14 protein-coding genes, 1 tRNA gene and 1 pseudogene are annotated in these 14,578 nt (G+C 64.5%); 6 read left to right on the forward strand and 10 right to left on the reverse strand.

The window, feature by feature from the left end:
- Position 1: 1 nt before the first annotated feature.
- From QTH91_RS01175 to QTH91_RS01195, 5 genes are all read right to left on the reverse strand, one after another.
- Positions 2–667: a 3'-5' exonuclease gene (locus QTH91_RS01175; protein ID WP_286658206.1), complete on the reverse strand. Its 666-nt coding sequence runs from the start codon at positions 665–667 to the stop codon at positions 2–4.
- A 9-nt stretch (positions 668–676) separates the two neighbouring features.
- Positions 677–2,512, reverse strand: coding sequence for a DUF294 nucleotidyltransferase-like domain-containing protein (locus QTH91_RS01180; RefSeq protein WP_286658207.1), 1,836 nt, complete (start codon positions 2,510–2,512; stop codon positions 677–679).
- A gap of 103 nt (positions 2,513–2,615) precedes the next feature.
- The gene (locus QTH91_RS01185; protein ID WP_390368658.1) at positions 2,616–3,776 is read right to left on the reverse strand and encodes an acyl-CoA dehydrogenase family protein; all 1,161 of its coding nucleotides are present in this window, start codon (positions 3,774–3,776) and stop codon (positions 2,616–2,618) included.
- 84 nt (positions 3,777–3,860) lie between these two features.
- The gene (locus QTH91_RS01190) at positions 3,861–4,556 is read right to left on the reverse strand and encodes a hypothetical protein (protein WP_286658209.1); all 696 of its coding nucleotides are present in this window, start codon (positions 4,554–4,556) and stop codon (positions 3,861–3,863) included.
- A gap of 8 nt (positions 4,557–4,564) precedes the next feature.
- Positions 4,565–5,593: a TRAP transporter substrate-binding protein gene (locus QTH91_RS01195; protein ID WP_286658210.1), complete on the reverse strand. Its 1,029-nt coding sequence runs from the start codon at positions 5,591–5,593 to the stop codon at positions 4,565–4,567.
- A 137-nt stretch (positions 5,594–5,730) separates the two neighbouring features.
- Between QTH91_RS01195 and QTH91_RS01200 the strand changes: the two genes are divergently transcribed.
- A complete protein-coding gene (locus QTH91_RS01200; RefSeq protein WP_286658211.1) occupies positions 5,731–6,564 on the forward strand; it encodes an IclR family transcriptional regulator in 834 nt (277 codons plus the stop codon).
- 20 nt (positions 6,565–6,584) lie between these two features.
- On the opposite strand, the gene QTH91_RS01205 is transcribed toward QTH91_RS01200, so the two are convergent.
- Positions 6,585–6,785: a hypothetical protein gene (locus QTH91_RS01205; RefSeq protein ID WP_286658212.1), complete on the reverse strand. Its 201-nt coding sequence runs from the start codon at positions 6,783–6,785 to the stop codon at positions 6,585–6,587.
- Positions 6,786–6,910: 125 nt separating this feature from the next.
- Between QTH91_RS01205 and QTH91_RS01210 the strand changes: the two genes are divergently transcribed.
- The gene (locus QTH91_RS01210) at positions 6,911–7,096 is read left to right on the forward strand and encodes a hypothetical protein (RefSeq protein ID WP_286658213.1); all 186 of its coding nucleotides are present in this window, start codon (positions 6,911–6,913) and stop codon (positions 7,094–7,096) included.
- Here the strand turns inward: QTH91_RS01210 and QTH91_RS01215 are convergent.
- Positions 7,093–7,227: a hypothetical protein gene (locus QTH91_RS01215; protein WP_286658214.1), complete on the reverse strand. Its 135-nt coding sequence runs from the start codon at positions 7,225–7,227 to the stop codon at positions 7,093–7,095. The genes QTH91_RS01210 and QTH91_RS01215 overlap by 4 nt on opposite strands.
- A 374-nt stretch (positions 7,228–7,601) precedes the next feature.
- On the opposite strand from QTH91_RS01215, the gene QTH91_RS01220 reads away from it, so the two are divergent.
- Both QTH91_RS01220 and QTH91_RS01225 read left to right on the forward strand, forming a co-directional pair.
- Positions 7,602–8,354: a DUF5677 domain-containing protein gene (locus tag QTH91_RS01220; protein WP_286658215.1), complete on the forward strand. Its 753-nt coding sequence runs from the start codon at positions 7,602–7,604 to the stop codon at positions 8,352–8,354.
- Positions 8,355–8,741: 387 nt separating this feature from the next.
- A pseudogene (locus QTH91_RS01225) lies at positions 8,742–8,903 on the forward strand (type I restriction enzyme endonuclease domain-containing protein); the annotation flags it as partial.
- Between the two features lie 305 nt (positions 8,904–9,208).
- Here QTH91_RS01225 and QTH91_RS01230 read toward each other — a convergent pair.
- From QTH91_RS01230 to QTH91_RS01240, 3 genes are all read right to left on the reverse strand, one after another.
- Positions 9,209–10,483 (reverse strand): hypothetical protein, encoded by a 1,275-nt coding sequence (locus QTH91_RS01230; RefSeq protein WP_286658217.1) that lies wholly within the window; start codon positions 10,481–10,483, stop codon positions 9,209–9,211.
- A gap of 227 nt (positions 10,484–10,710) precedes the next feature.
- A tRNA-Met gene (locus QTH91_RS01235) sits at positions 10,711–10,787 on the reverse strand.
- Positions 10,788–10,845: 58 nt separating this feature from the next.
- On the reverse strand, positions 10,846–12,363 hold the full coding sequence (locus QTH91_RS01240; RefSeq protein WP_286658218.1) for a vWA domain-containing protein: 1,518 nt from the start codon (positions 12,361–12,363) through the stop codon (positions 10,846–10,848).
- A 136-nt stretch (positions 12,364–12,499) separates the two neighbouring features.
- Here QTH91_RS01240 and QTH91_RS01245 point away from each other — a divergent pair, with 136 nt between their 5' ends.
- The gene (locus QTH91_RS01245; protein WP_286658219.1) at positions 12,500–13,171 is read left to right on the forward strand and encodes a sigma-70 family RNA polymerase sigma factor; all 672 of its coding nucleotides are present in this window, start codon (positions 12,500–12,502) and stop codon (positions 13,169–13,171) included.
- Entirely contained in the window at positions 13,168–14,574 is a 1,407-nt protein-coding gene (locus tag QTH91_RS01250) for a hypothetical protein (protein WP_286658220.1), read from the forward strand. The genes QTH91_RS01245 and QTH91_RS01250 overlap by 4 nt, the downstream gene beginning before the upstream one ends.
- Positions 14,575–14,578 lie beyond the last annotated feature (4 nt).

Here is a 14,578-nt window from a genome sequence, read left to right on the forward strand (position 1 = left end):
TTCAGCGCAGGTTGCGCAGCTTGACGAAAGCCAGGGCCGCCATGATCGCGTCGTTGACCGCGTCGTGCGCATCGCGCAAGGGCAGGCCCAACTCGCGCATCATGGTGGCAAAGCGCAGGTCGACATCTCGGCCGCGCTCGAGCGGCGGGCGCTGCCGGTCCTTGAACTCGTAGTAGAGCGCCGACACCTCGATGCGCGGCTGAGGCAGGCCCATGCCCAGCATCGGGAAAAGCGCCCGGTCGATCATCGCCACATCGAACTCCAGGAAGTAGCCCACCAGCGGGCGGCTGCCGATGAAGTGCAGCAGCCTCGGCAGGGCCTCGTCGATCGACATGGCCGCGGCCAGGTCCTGCTCGCGCAACTGGTGCACGCGCACGCTGTCCGCCGACACCCGGCGCTTGTCGGGTCGCACGAGCAACTCCAGCCGTTCGCTGGTGAGGATGCGGTTGCCGTGGATGCGCACCGCGCCGATAGCAATGATCTCGTCGCGCCGCCGATCCAGTCCGGTGGTCTCGCAATCGATCGACACCCATTCCTGCGGCGGCGCCGGGTCCCACATGAAGCGGTAGCGCGGATCGCCCAGGTGGTAGAGCAGCCACTGCCGCTTGAGCGCCCCGAGCCAGCCGCCTTTCGGCGCGCCCAGGTGATCGAGCGTTGTGTCCGGCATGGGAGGCCGTCAGAGCGCGTCGAGCCGGAAGCGCATTCTCAGCAGTCGCCTGAAGCGCTTGACCACGTCCAGCGTGTCCTTGAGCAGATCGCGGTCGAGGCTGCTCATGCGGGCGAGGTCCACGCTGCCGCTGACAGCCTGGCCACGGTCGATCTCTTCCAACCCGGCCTGCAGTTTCAGGCGCATGAAGAAGTGCAGGCTTTCGAGCACGTCGGTGGCCAGGCCACGGTCGATCTGGCCGGCGGCGACCAGCGCGTCGAGCCGCGCGGCGGTGGAGGTCTCGCGCACGTGGGCCTGCAACGCCAGGCTGCGCACGCCGTGGACGATCGGGAAGGTGCCTTGCTTCTTGGGATCGAGGCGACCGGCGAGCGAAGGCCCGGGTGCCCAGAGGCGGCTCCACCAGTTCTCGTCTTCGGCGAAGGCGTCGATGGCGGCGGCGAAACGGGCGAGGCGGACGTCGTTGTCGTTGGCTGCGGCGAAGATTCGCCCACGCACGGTTTCCAGCAGGCCGGTGTCGCCGCACACTGCGTGCGCATCCAGAAAGATCGCCAGCGACATCAGCGAGTCGCCATCGGCGCGCAACAGCCAGTCGCGGGCGCGGTCGGAGAAGTCGCGTTCGCTGCCTCGCCATGCCGGGTTCGAGAGCATGACGCCGCCGCGGCATGGCGGATAGCCAAAGTCCGACAGCGCCTGCGAGAACGAGTCGCAGACGGCCTGCAGTTGCTCTGGCGGCTCGTACCCGTCGCGCAGCAGCAGGCCGTTGTCCTGGTCGGTGCGCAGCAGTTGCTCGCCCCGGCCTTCGCTGCCCATGACGATGAGACAGCTGTTGGCCACCAGATCCGGCGGGGCGATGAAAGCCCAGGCGCGCTCGAACAACTTGGCATTGAGCGCCTGCACCAGCGCCGCGATCTGGCCGACGCGCGTACCACCTCGATGCAGCAGCGCGATCAGCGGTTCGATGCGGGCGGCCGCCGTGCGCAGGCCCGAGAGGTCGTCCGCTTCGGCGATCTCGCGGTTGATGAGGTAGGAGTGGTTGGACAAGAAGCTGAAGAGGTCCAGCGCCTCGAGCACGCCGACGATCTGCGTCGCATCGTCGTCGCTCGTGACCACCACGCGGTGCACCGCATGGCGCACCATGACGGTCAGCGCGTCGCCGACCGGGTCGCTGGCGCGTACGCACACCAGATTGAAGTTGGCGACGGCGCCGACCGGCAGGCGGTCCAATGGCGTGCCTTCGAGCACCGCGCGTTGCAATGCCGTCGCGGTGAAGATGCCCAGGCGAGGCGGCGTCGCGGTCATGTCGCGCACGATGACGTTGGTGGTGCGCTGCGCCTGGAACAGCCGCACGACCGACAGCACATCGGTATCCGCATCGACGAAGTGCGGCGGGCGCAGCCCCGCCTGGTCGGCGCGAGTCAGGTTGAGCGACTGCAACTCGTGCCGGCCCTGGCGTCCGGCGATCGCGTCAAGCTTGTTGGAAAGGTCGGCGAAGAGCAGGGCGCCAAACGCTGCGTTGCGCGCGATCAATGCGTTGACCGCTTCGTGCGAAAGCTCGTAGGCCAGCACTTCTTCGGTCGCGACGAAGCGGCTGCTCGTCCTGCCCGCCATGAGGCCGCGGCCGTCGAAGGTGTCGTCCGGCCCGTAGCTGGCGATGGTCTCGCCGCCGCTTTCCTGGCGCACGAAGCCCTTGATAAGCACATAGAGGTGCGTCGCCGCGGCACCGGCATCGAGGATCACCTGGTCCTTGGGGAAGTAAGCGATGACGACGCCGTCTTGCACGATCTGCCGTTCGTAGGCATCGAGGCAGTCGAAGGGAGAAGCTTCGAAATTGAAGGCGCTGGGCATGGTGGCAGCCGGCTCGAGCCGTTGCGTCGATTGGACCGCGCCGCTGCCGATGGGGTTTGATGTGGATCAAGCGATCGCACGCCCCGTTCGCGTCTTGGCCGTGTCAGAACGAACGTGGCAGCCCGAGTACGTGTTCGGCCACGTAGCTGAAGATCAGGTTGGTGGAGATCGGCGCGACCTGGTAGAGCCGTGTCTCGCGGAACTTGCGTTCCACGTCGTATTCGCAGGCGAACCCGAAGCCGCCGTGGAACTGCAGGCAGGCGTTGGCGGCTTCCCAGCTGGCCTTGGCGGCCAGGTACTTGGCCATGTTGGCCTGCGTGCCGCAAGGCTCGCGGGCATCGAAGCGGCGGCAGGCCTCCCAGCGCATGAGGTTGGCGGCCTCCACCTCGATGAAAGCCTCGGCGATGGGGAACTGCACGCCCTGGTTCTGGCCGATCGGGCGGCCGAACACGGTGCGGTCCTTCACGTAGCGGGTCACCCGGTCGATGAACCAATAGCCGTCGCCGATGCATTCGGCGGCGATCAAGGTGCGCTCGGCGTTGAGGCCGTCGAGGATGTACCTGAAGCCCATGCCTTCCTCTCCGATCAGGTTCTCGGCCGGGATCTCCAGGTTCTCGAAGAAAAGCTCGTTGGTCTCGTGGTTGACCATGTTGGCGATGGGCCGTACCGCCAGGCCATGACCGATGGCTTCGCGCAGGTCGACCATGAAGATCGACATGCCCTCCGACTTCTTCTTGACCTCGGCCAGCGGCGTGGTGCGCGCCAGCAGGATCATGAAGTCGCTGTGCTGGATGCGCGAGATCCAGACCTTCTGGCCATTGACGACATAGCGGTCGCCCTTCTTCACGGCCGTCGTCTTGATCTGGGTGGTGTCGGTGCCGGTGGTGGGTTCGGTCACGCCCATCGACTGCAGGCGCCATTCGCCGCTGGCGATTCTGGGAAGGTATTTGTCCTTCTGCTCGGCGGAGCCGTGACGCAGCAGCGTGCCCATGTTGTACATCTGGCCATGGCAGGCGCCGGAGTTGCCGCCGCAGCGGTTGATCTCTTCCATGATGACCGACGCCTCGGTCAGCCCGAGGCCGGAGCCGCCGTATTCCTGCGGAATCAGCGCGGCCATCCAGCCGGCCTGGGTCAGTGCATCGACGAATTCCTCCGGATAGCGGCGCGCTTCGTCGACCTTGCGGTGGTATTCATCGGGGAACTGCGCGCACAAGGCGCGGAGCGCGTCCCGGATTTCCTGGTGGGGGTCGGTGTCGTGTTGCATGCGTCGGTCCATCATGCAGACGCTCCGTTCGGAGCACAAGCGGCCATGCCGCGCCGGCCTACCGTCGCTGTGCCCAGGTCGCGCTCAGGAGGAAGCGGGCGAGAACTCGTACGCTGTGGCGGACAGGGCCAGGCTGTAGCGGTGGCGTTCTGTGCCTTGGGCCGCGCCCATGTCGACCAGTGCGCGGTCGCTCAGTTCGTTCTCGCCAAGCGCCTGCAGCGAGGCGGGATCGTAGGCGCAGACGACGAGCACCCAGTCCGCGACCTTGTCGGCTAGGCCGCGCATCTTCTGTTCGGTCGTCGACGGGAGCGCAGGTGTCTCGTGCCGAAGCAGGTGCAGCCCTGCCATGCCCGGCTGCATCCACAATTTCTGGCCCAACCTCCTCACGGCGGCGCGCAGCGATTCGGCGCGGCCCGGCGCGGGTGACAGGCGAATGGTCAGCGCCTGGCGCGATGTGAGTACGCCGTGGCTTTCAAGAACGCGACATTGGCTGCGGACCATGTTGCGGTGAAGGGGCATCATGCGCGTGGACCATGCGGAGGGCGCGTTCAATCGCGCGGCGTATGGCTCAGACGAAAGCACAGCGTGGTCTTCGAGTTCGTAGATGACGAACACGCCTTCCTCGTTTTCCGCGCTGCTCCAGCGCGAGGCGCGCCTGAACCCCGGGATCGACAAGCGTTCGGGGAAATGCTCGTGCGCGTGCCAATGCTCGAAGTCGGCACGGGCGTCGGGCGCCATGTCCCACCACATGGCCAGTGCGGCCTTGCCCAGAAGCGACATCCGAACTCCTACTTGCTGGCAGTGCGCAGGCGCGCCAGTTCGGCGCTGACCTGCTGGAACGTGGCATCGCCCACTTCCTTGGAGAACTTGTCGGTGACCGGCTGAACCTTCTCGCGAAGCCGTGCGACCTCGGCCGGACTGACTTCGTTGACCTGCATGCTCTTCTTCAAGGTTTCCACCGACTGGCCTTCCTTGGCTGCGGTGACCTTGCGCTCTTCCTGCTTGGCTTCTTCGGCAGCAGCGCGGATCACGTTGCGTTCGGCGTCGGACATGGAGTCCCAGGTCTTCTTGCTCATCATGAACGGCATGCCGGTGTAGACATGGCGCGTCAGCGAGAGGTACTTCTGGACTTCCGCGAACTTGGCGGACTCGATCACCGCGACGGGATTGTCCTGTCCGTCGATGGCCTTGGACTCCAGCGCGCCGTAGACCTCTCCGAAGGTCATCGGAACGGGGTTGGCCCCGAGGGTGGTGAACAGGTCGATGAAGATCGGCGAGGCGATCACCCGGATCTTGAGACCCTGCAAGTCCTCGGCCTTGGTGATCGGCCTCTTGCTGTTCGTCATGTTGCGAAAACCCAGGTCCCAGATGCCCAGGCCGATCACGCCGTGTGCCGACAAGTCGTCGAGCAAGCCTTTGCCGACCGGGCCATCGGCGATTGCGTAGGCCTCCTTGGCGTCGTTGAACAGGAAGGGCAGGTCGAAGACCATGAAACGCTTGTCGATGGAGGCGACCAGGCCGGTGGCCATGGATGTGAAGTCGAGCGTGCCTCCGCGCACGGCCGACAGGTTCTGCGGATCGCTGCCCAATACCGCGTTGGGGAACAGCGTGACCTTCATCTTGCCGCCGCTCTTTTGCGCCACGGCGTCCGCGAACTTCTGGGCACCGACGCCCAGGGGATGCTCCTTGGCCAGGCTGAAGGCGAAGCGCAGGTTGCGCTCCTTGATCTCCTGGGCGTGCAGGGACGACGCGCCCAGTACGGTCAGTGCGCCAAGCGCAGCCACGAGTGCGCGGCGAACGGGGTTGCGGAAGTTCATGTGTCTCCTTCGGTTCTCTGGCAATGCAATCGGCAGCCCTCCGGCGCCGCGGAGCGCGATGATGCATGAATATTGAATGTCATTCAAGTTTCAGATAGCATTCAAAAAATGAACGATCACAAAGGTGGGGCACGCGCATGAGCGGAGCAATGGAAAAGTCGCTGGCGATACTGGAGTACCTGATCGACTACCCCGACGGCACCAGCCTGGTTCAGATCTCGACCGACCTGAATCAGCTGCGCAGCGGTTGCCACCGAACCCTGCATGAGTTGATCAAGTACGGATACGTGCGGCAGCTGCCACAGCGCGGCGACTACGCATTGACGACCAAGCTCGCTTCGATGGGGCTGACTTTCCTCAGTAAATCCGGGGTTGTGGACATTGCACAGCCGGTGATCGCGCGGTTGGCCCAGACGACGGAGGAGCTGGTGAGGCTGGCCATCGTCGATGGCGAGCGACTCACGCTCGTCGCCAAAGCCCAGGGGGCACGGTCAGGGCTGCTCTACGACCCCGACATGGGGATCGACCTGCGTCTGTCGTGCAGTGCGGCCGGCCAGGCATGGCTGATGACGTTGCCCGAGGACACGGCCATCGAATATGTGAGCCACCAAGGCATGGGCGATCCCAAGAACTACGGGCCCAACGCGCCCACGTCGATCAAGGCATTGCTGAAGGTGCTCGACCAGCATCGCAAGCGCGGCTACAGCATCATCCAGGACGTGTACGCGCCAGGCATGAGTTCGATGGCGGCGCCCGTTCGACGCGCGGGCGAGCCGGCGACGGGCGTGATCATCGTGGCCGGACCTTCCCAGCGCCTGACGCTGGAGCGCATGCAGAAGTTCGGCCCCGATCTTCTTGCCGCTGCGGAAGAACTGGCCATGACCGGCAGCGCCTCGCCGCTGTTGAAGTCCGCCAACGTGGGAACGTGGGGCAACGTGGCCGACAAGCCGGCGCAGCGCAAGCGCGGATGAATTGGATCCCCGGCTGTTCCTTACTTGCCGTCGTCGTTCGATAGTCGGCCCTGAACGTAGCGCTGAGTGGCCAACTCCACTTCCGGCAGGTTCTCATGGAGCCGCTTGAGCAGTGCGAGCAGCAATTCCCGTTCGCTCTCGCTCAGTACGGAAAGCAGGGCGCGTTCTCGCTCGCTGCCCCTGGAGGCCAACGATGGCAGATTGAGGATTGCCACGCTCACCTAAGGGACTTCGCCGGGAGTTCGCCTTGAATCCGACACCGGCACCGTACCCGGAACCGGTTCCGGGTACGGAACCAGTGTAAGGAAATTAACCCCCCCAAGTAGTACCCCGCGGGTGTTCTGTGGTGTCTCAGGAGAAGAACGTCGCCATCGAACACATCTCCGCGGCTCTCCGTGCCAAGGGCATGGCCGATGTCAATTCCGGCCACCCTAACTTCCGTGTGCTCGTTGACAAGGGCGTTCCGCTTGATACCTTCGAGGGCGCCGCCGACACGTGCATGAAGGCCGCGCCCCCCAAGGGTTTCAACTAAATGCTGGGCATCGTGAAGCGCCAGCTCTTCCAAGCCGGTGCCATCGAGGCGGCCGCGGGCATGCCCTTGAACTCCTGGGACCATTCGCGCTTGACCATCGAGGCCAAGAGCATCGAGCTGGGGCTGGGCAAGTGGGACGAGACAGATCTGAGCGTAAGCCGCGAGGCGTTCGATGCGTACACTCGGCGCGTGCGCCGCGCTGTGGGAGAAGGCGGCATCACGCCCCCCCCTGGGCTAACCGTCAGGACGCGCACTGCCGAGGTAGGCACGGGGGGCGGCCCTGCAAGGTTCGAGTTGTACGCGCGCGCACGCGAGGCAAAGATGTCCTCACTGGGCCGGAACCTTGTGTGAGCCGTGCAGGAGTTGGCGGCCAGTACACCAGGCCCACAAGGGTCCAAAGAAGCCATCAACACGCTGCCAGGGCCCGCGTCCGCGGCTCAAAAACGCTCCCGGAGCGATCCACGCAGGCGTGGCATGCTTCATAGTCCTGAGCCCCACCCGAGCGATGATGGCAACGTTTCTTGAAGCCCCCAACGATTCCACCCTGCGAGGCTACCTCTCGCTCGAGGCGGAGGCCATTCCTGCTCAGGTGCGAATGCAGTTCGCCGAGAATCTGAGCCAGGCAAAGGCAGCGTCAGAAACTGTGACGACTCGGTTTTTTGACTGGGCTTGGCCAGACGAATTCGATGACTCACGCATTGCAACGATCGCCTTATGGGTCAGAGCGATGACGGCTTTTCAAGGAGCAGTCATCTTGGTGGAGCGGGGCCTAGTCGCAGAAGCGCAGGTCTTGATTCGCACGGGCGCGGAGTGCCTATTCTTCAGTGGGGCGTTGTTCAGGGAGCCCGGGTTGCTCGCCAGCATGCATGCAAATGACGAGCGGCACCGCCGTACTCAGGCGAACGCCATCGTTCGGGATGGGCGACTCTTGGCGCGAATCTCAGAAAGAAATGCTGAGTTCTTGCATCAGCTTGCGGCGGCGCCCGACGGAGGTATTTCAACCCTGACAGCAGAGAGGGCCGCACACGTCGCGGGCATGGATGACCTGTACCAGTTTGCGTTTCGTGGCTACTCATTTACTGCCGGGCACGCCACACTTCGCAGCCTTGAGTTCGTGACCATCGAGGACGGCGACAACTCGGGCATCGTTTTCGGACCGACCTTCGCCCATGTAGGCCAAACGCTGGACACAGCCGCGACCTTCTTCCAGGCTGCTGACGCTCTCCTGCAGAGTTTGATTTCCGGGTGGGGAGGTTAGACCCAGGCGTGATTGAGGACATGACCCGCGCAAACACGCGCGAGCCGCACATTGAGATGAAAACTACGCGCGCACGCGCGAGGTTGTCACGGCACCAACTTGGCCTTGGGCCGAAAAAAGGCGCTGAATCCGTTCTGCCCGGCAGGTCTCAATGCGGCCTCATTTCCCCATCCAGATAGGCGCAATTCGGCATTGCGGTCTCGGTGGGCGTAAGCCAATAGGATTCCACGGACCCCCCGCAGGCGAAACCTGGTGGCAACTTTGCGTAGTACCTCACTTCACCAGTCTCGCGGTCCAGTTGTCGGCGGTACCACGGCGCCGGATGGCGGCGGTCGATGCGGCGGAAAAGGGCGTCGGCCATAACGCAATCGTAGCCGTGAAGATTGGTCTGTGACGGTGGACTGTGCCAAGCGCGAATCGGTTCGGGCCCATATTCGAGTCATGGTGAGGACCCTGCCGCGTCAATACAAGTATCCGCCAGATCGGCAGGAAGAGGCGACCGAGGCGGTGCTGAGGCAGGCCGAGTCTCTATCGGCTGAGTGGACATAGCCAGCAGGTACAGGTCCAAGCGGCCTGCTTGACGGACGGCGAAGCGAGCTCTTGCTATTCGACGATGGTCTTGAGGTTGGCCGGTCGCTTGTGCACTTCTGGAGCGTTCTTCCCATGTTCTACCCGACGTGCCCACACCACCAGCGGGCTGTGCTCCGTGCGAGCATCCTCAGCCCTCTTTTCCTCGGCGAATGCCTTGTACAGCTTAGCGCGGCCGTCGAGGGTAGGCCTCGGCGAACGGCCGGCATTTACGTTCGACCTCTTCGACAACAGGTACTGATCAAATATCCCCACACCGATCTCCATTAGTCGAATGATTTGTTGAGTCTCGCGGCGAATCGCAAGTTCAAGTCCGGATCAAAGTAATGTTTCCGCTTAATCCAGACCAAACCTTCACCTTTCGTGATCGCCGCCACATCAATCGGCCCGCCGACGGTCTCAGACGCAGAGGTTACGCGCTCCTTCAAGGATTGCAAACCCAGAAGTGACTCGGCCAAGTGCGCCATTTCACCCACGCTCAAACTTTGCAGCACTCCCACCAGCGGGTTGAAGTTCTCCTGCCAGTTCGCCTTCTTCCATTCCATAGTGAAGGATTCATGGCACGACGCCGAAATCTCCTGCTTCAAGTCCGGGGGAACTCCGATGCCCTTTGCGTCGAGTTTGCTGAACACGTCGGCAATAGCGCTTCTGCTCTTTTCGTTAATTATGAGTTCCAGCGATTGACCGAACCCGTCTGTGAACATGTCGATCATCGACGATTGCGCTAACGGCTGAATCATCGCGATGCTGGTATGAGTGACTTCAAAGTTGCCGGCCGAGGTGAAGTAAAGCTCATCGCCAACATGCCCAAACACCTCCAGTCGGGTGAAGGCAGGGAAAATCTGTGTGTCTCCGTATCCCGTGACTGCTATCCCGGACCTGCCCGGCAGAACCATTTCCGGAAGGTTGTAGCGCAATTTGTGACCCAGCGCTGCAATGTGTGCTGAGTCGATTGGCTCCAGAATGGGCTCCGCGTTGATCTGGTTTTGAGCCCGTTGCACCCATGGGCCTAGGTTGGCGAGCAACTCGTCCAATCGCCCCTGAGAGAGGGGCGCTGCGACGCCGCGTCGATCAAGGGTGGTCTCCAGTGCTTCGGCTTGCTCCTTCCAGAGCCTTTTGCGATCCGCAAGCGGGATCGAAAGATCCTCGAGTCCCGGTGCATTGCTCGCGATGTGCTTCGTTATCTCGACAAGGGCGTTGTCGAATTGATCTTCAACCCATCCTGCCCGGAGGGGCGCCGGAAACAGAACGTCGTTGCCATCGAGGAAGGCCGCAAGTGCGGTTGCATACTCGTCGAGCTGGGAAAAGGAAGTCGTACTCAGGTGCTGTCGAAAGAGCTTTAGCACGATCTCCCAAGGGACTTGATCAATGCTCGCGGATCCGTAGATGGCCGCGGCGACTGACCCGAGCTTCGTCAACTCGAAGATCTTGTTTGCCGTCTTGGAGTACCTGGGGTGGTCGCCGCCCCCGGATGTCGTGACGGCGCTGTCCGCTCCAAGAACGACTGCTCGCTTATTGAGGATCAATACCTCACTCGTCATTCAAAGCCTCACTTTGTCCAGTAGCAGATTGTCACAGCACTGGGGTCGTGGCCGCGTCTCGTAAACGCCTACGGCCTCCCAGTCTTCGCGATAGGAGCTGCTTTGCCACCAGCGCCAACAAATACTCTTACATCCGCCGTCACATCGCTGGGCCAGAAGCGCCGAAAAGAGAAAAGCCCGCTACCTTTTTGATAGCGGGCTTTCCAGTAACCACGAGGGTTATCGTTTGGTGGCTCTTCACGGACTCGAACCGCGGACCTGTGGATTATGATTCCATCGCTCTAACCGACTGAGCTAAAGAGCCGAGCCCAAAATTATAACCCAGAAATTTCTGGGGCTCGCAACTGGGTGCACGTTGGCGCTCAACCGTTTCCTGCCGGCAGCTTTGCCAGTTCGTCGCTCACCAGCTTCACGATCAGCTTGTCCAGCGTCTGCACCGAATAGTTGCGCACGTCGTGCACGGTCTCGCGGCCGGGTCCGCTGGCGGGGTTTCGCGCATCTTGGTACGTCAGGAAAACGAAGCTGCCGCCCGTGTACTGGGCGATCTGGCGCTGCACATATTCCCCCTGCCGACGCAGGCCGCTCGCCCCTACGGAGAACACCTTGATGCCCTTTCCGAGCGCAGCCATCATGTCCTCGTCGTATTGCGGGCCCCCGTAGTCCAGGTGGGGCGGCGCATCGGCCAGCAGCACGACCAGGCGCGTGGCGCCCGGGCCGCGCCAGTCGATGTTGTGGAGCGTGTCGTGAAAGGCCTCGTTCATGGCCTCGGGGTAGTCGCCGCCGCCATCGGCACGCAGCGCATCGAGTGCCGACTGAAACCCTGCCAGGTCGTTCGAAAGGTCGTAACGGCGCAGCAGGAAGGCATCGCCGCGATCCCGGTAGGCGACCAGGCCGAAGCACAGGTCGGGGCGACTGGGCAGCCGCGCCACTTCGTCGGCAATGCTGCGCAGACTGGCGCGCAGCTTGCCGATCTCGTCGCCCATCGAGCCGGTGGCGTCGACCAGGAAGACCAGGTCGAGCTGTGCGCGAGGCGGGGAGGGCGGGGCATCGAGGGTCAGTTCGACGGCGCTCTTCTGCCCGCGGGCAAGCACGGCGGTGGCCTCGCGACCGTTCTTTCGCGCGGCCACCTGATAGCGGGCGCTGCCCTGCGGATCGAATGCGAGTGGGTGGATCCAGGCGCGACCGGCGCTGTCGGTGCGGGCCCACATGGCCGCGCCATTGTCGGCGCGCAGCGCGATTTCGGCGTCGGGCACGGCGATGCCGGCGGGCGTACGCACTTCGAGCAGGTAGCGCTCGCGCACGTTGCGCTCGCGGTGCGGCACCTGCGCGTATTTGCGCAGGAACTGCAGGTAGTCCGAGAAGTTGGCGTTGTCGTCGACCATGCCGGCCGTCACGACCTCCTCTTGCCGTTGCCGTTCTGGCTTGCTGTCCGCGCCATGCGCGCGCTCGTCTGCAAAGGCGCTCGCGGCCGGGGCCGACGGGGCCGGAGCCGGCGTCGGGGCCGCGCTTCCCGAAGCGATTTCCTTGCGGCTTTCAAGCCTCGCGCCCTTTTCGAAGAGCGCGTCTCCTGCGCGATCCCGCCGCGGCATGCCGACCGGTGGCGCGGCTTCATCGACCGCCCTCGGCGCGCTCTGGCCGCCGGGCACCTCCACCATCCGGGCAGGCCGCATGCAATGGGTGGCCGAAGGCGCATTGAAATTCGGCGCCGTCTGCACGGCCATCGGCCAGGACGTCTGCCGCGCGGGCTGGGGCCAGCGCGTCTCGTGGGGCGCGACCACGTCGGCGGTTGCCATGCTGCCGGCACCGAGCAATGGCACGCACAACAGCGCGATCCATGGACGCAAGAGGCGTGAGTGGGGGCGGGGGCAAGGCAGATTCATGGATAGGCTCCGGGGTTGTCGATGCCCACTGATACGGCCGTCGCCCTGCAGGCGGGTTGCGTCGGGCGAAAGAATTCGCCTCGGACTAACCCCGAGCTCGTCCTTGGTCCGTATCAGCTCAGGTGAAAATCCAACGATGCTCGAACCCGACGCCGCCATTGCCGAACTGCATGAAGCCATGCCGGACGAGGCATTGATGCGCGCCTTTGCCGACGGCGACAGCCGTGCCTTCGATGTCCTCTATGGGCGCCACGAGGGCGCGCTGTACCGCTTCGTGCGCCGGCTTCTCGGGGTGCGGCTTGCGGCCGAGGTGGACGAGGTGTTCCAGGAAACGTGGTTTCGCATCGTCGCCGCACGCGAAAGCTTCGCGCCCCAGGGCGCGCGCTGGCGAACGTGGGCCTTCACGATCGCGCACAACCTGGCCATGGATCGACTGCGCGTCAGCGGGCGCGAAGTCGTGCTCGCTCATGGCGACGACGATGAAGAAGGCGGCGATGGCGCCGAAGCCTTGCGCGCATTTCGGCGGGCGCGCAGCGCGGGCCACGGAGCAGAAGCCGCTCATCCGTCGGCCGAGGAGCTTGCGTTCTGGCGTGCGGCCGGTCGCCGGCTGCTGGCATGCCTGGACGAGTTGCCGGACGATCAACGCGCGGCCTTCCTGCTGCGCAACGAAGAGGGCGTGGCGGTGGAAGACATTGCGCAGATGCAGGAGGTCGAATTCGAGACCGTACGCAGCCGCCTTCGCTACGGCCTGAAGAAGTTGCGCGCCTGCATGGCCACCTATCTCGAGGCACTGGGGCCGCGCGCATGACGAGCAAGGATCCACACCTGAATTCGCTCCCCGGCGAGGGCCCCGGTGGCGATGCCGACTTGCACGATGCATTCATGGCCCAGGCGCTCGCTCAGGCGCCAGACCGCTCCGAATTGCCGGATTGGCATGTTCGCAAGGCGGTGCTCGATCATGCGCACGACGCCGTTGCCGCGGCCGAAGAACTGATCGCCGCGAGCCGGTCACGGACGGCCTGGTGGCGCATCGGTACCTGGCTGCGCAGCGGCCGCAATGAAGCGCGCGGGCGCAGTGCGATGCCCTGGGCGGCGGGCCTGGCCACGGTGGTGGTGGGCGTGTTGATCACCTTGGTCTGGCAAGGAGAACCGGTGCCCGACGCGCGGCCCGATCACGAGTCTTGGCCGCGCGTTGCCTCGCCGGAAATGAAATCGTCGCCGCGCGAGCGGCTTGACCGCGATGAAGCGCCGGAGACCGGGAAGGCCACAGAAGAAGCGTCGACCGAGCCAGGGTCGGCGGATCGCAACGCGGCTCAGCCCGATGCGGCCGGGCAAAGTGCCGCCGGGCAAAGCGCAGTCGAGCAGCGGGCGGTCGAGAAAAAGGTGGTCGAGCAGCGAGCCGCCGAGCAGCGCGCACCTGGCACTCAAGCGTCCGGGGCAGCGCCGAAAGCCGCACCCGCAGCGCCCTTACCGCCGCTGTCGGCCGCACCGCCATCGGCGCCCCTTGCCACGCCATCCATACCGTCCACCCCGTCCATGCCCACGCCGCCGGCCAATGCCGGCAGCAAGGACGGCGCGCGCGAGCAGGGCGCCTTCGGGGAGGCAGGCACCGACTCGGCACCCGCAGCAGAAGCCCAAGCCCTGAGTCCTTCGCAGATGCAGGACCTGGCGAAGGCGCAGTCGCGGGTTGCGGTGCCGCCGGCGCCAGCAGCTTCGATGCCGATGCCGATGCCGATGCCGATGCCGATGCCGCCAGCCACGACCCGGCCGGTGCCGCAGGCGCCGTCATCGCCGTTATTGCAGTCGTCGCCGTCGTCGACGCCAACGCCTCAAGCCCCGGCCGAGCCGACGGCCAAGGCGACCCCAGCCTACGCATCACTCTCGCGCTGGAGCGAACTGCACATCGCAAGCGTTTCCGGCCAGATCAGGACCGTGCCGCGTGTGGAAGGCAGCAACCTTGTTGCGCTGCTGAACGAGGCGGCGGCGCAGGAATCCAGCGGCGAGGTCTTGCGAGAGTTGCCGCAATGGCGCGTTTCGCTGGAGCGCAAGGGCCAGCCACTGGCATTGCTGGAAGTCGGGCGCAGTCAGCTTCGCTGGACGGAAGGCGCTTCTGCGCCCATCACGAGCCGCCCCAGCCCGGCTTTGCTCGAAGCGCTCCATGCCGCATTGCGCGAGGCGGTCAGGGCGCCTTCGGGGCGAGGGCGCAAATAGCGCC

It is taken from the genome of Variovorax dokdonensis (genome assembly GCF_030316895.1).
Classification (GTDB): Bacteria; Pseudomonadota; Gammaproteobacteria; order Burkholderiales; family Burkholderiaceae_C; genus Variovorax; species Variovorax dokdonensis.

Excerpts from the sequence above, each read along its gene's own strand:
- QTH91_RS01175 (WP_286658206.1), bottom strand. The coding sequence starts at position 667 with ATGCCGGACACAACGCTCGATCACCTGGGCGCGCCGAAAGGCGGCTGG.
- QTH91_RS01180 (WP_286658207.1), bottom strand. The coding sequence starts at position 2,512 with ATGCCCAGCGCCTTCAATTTCGAAGCTTCTCCCTTCGACTGCCTCGAT.
- QTH91_RS01185 (WP_390368658.1), bottom strand. The coding sequence starts at position 3,776 with ATGCAACACGACACCGACCCCCACCAGGAAATCCGGGACGCGCTCCGC.
- QTH91_RS01190 (WP_286658209.1), bottom strand. The coding sequence starts at position 4,556 with ATGTCGCTTCTGGGCAAGGCCGCACTGGCCATGTGGTGGGACATGGCG.
- QTH91_RS01195 (WP_286658210.1), bottom strand. The coding sequence starts at position 5,593 with ATGAACTTCCGCAACCCCGTTCGCCGCGCACTCGTGGCTGCGCTTGGC.
- QTH91_RS01200 (WP_286658211.1), top strand. The coding sequence starts at position 5,731 with ATGAGCGGAGCAATGGAAAAGTCGCTGGCGATACTGGAGTACCTGATC.
- QTH91_RS01220 (WP_286658215.1), top strand. The coding sequence starts at position 7,602 with ATGATGGCAACGTTTCTTGAAGCCCCCAACGATTCCACCCTGCGAGGC.
- QTH91_RS01230 (WP_286658217.1), bottom strand. The coding sequence starts at position 10,483 with ATGACGAGTGAGGTATTGATCCTCAATAAGCGAGCAGTCGTTCTTGGA.
- QTH91_RS01240 (WP_286658218.1), bottom strand. The coding sequence starts at position 12,363 with ATGAATCTGCCTTGCCCCCGCCCCCACTCACGCCTCTTGCGTCCATGG.
- QTH91_RS01245 (WP_286658219.1), top strand. The coding sequence starts at position 12,500 with ATGCTCGAACCCGACGCCGCCATTGCCGAACTGCATGAAGCCATGCCG.
- QTH91_RS01250 (WP_286658220.1), top strand. The coding sequence starts at position 13,168 with ATGACGAGCAAGGATCCACACCTGAATTCGCTCCCCGGCGAGGGCCCC.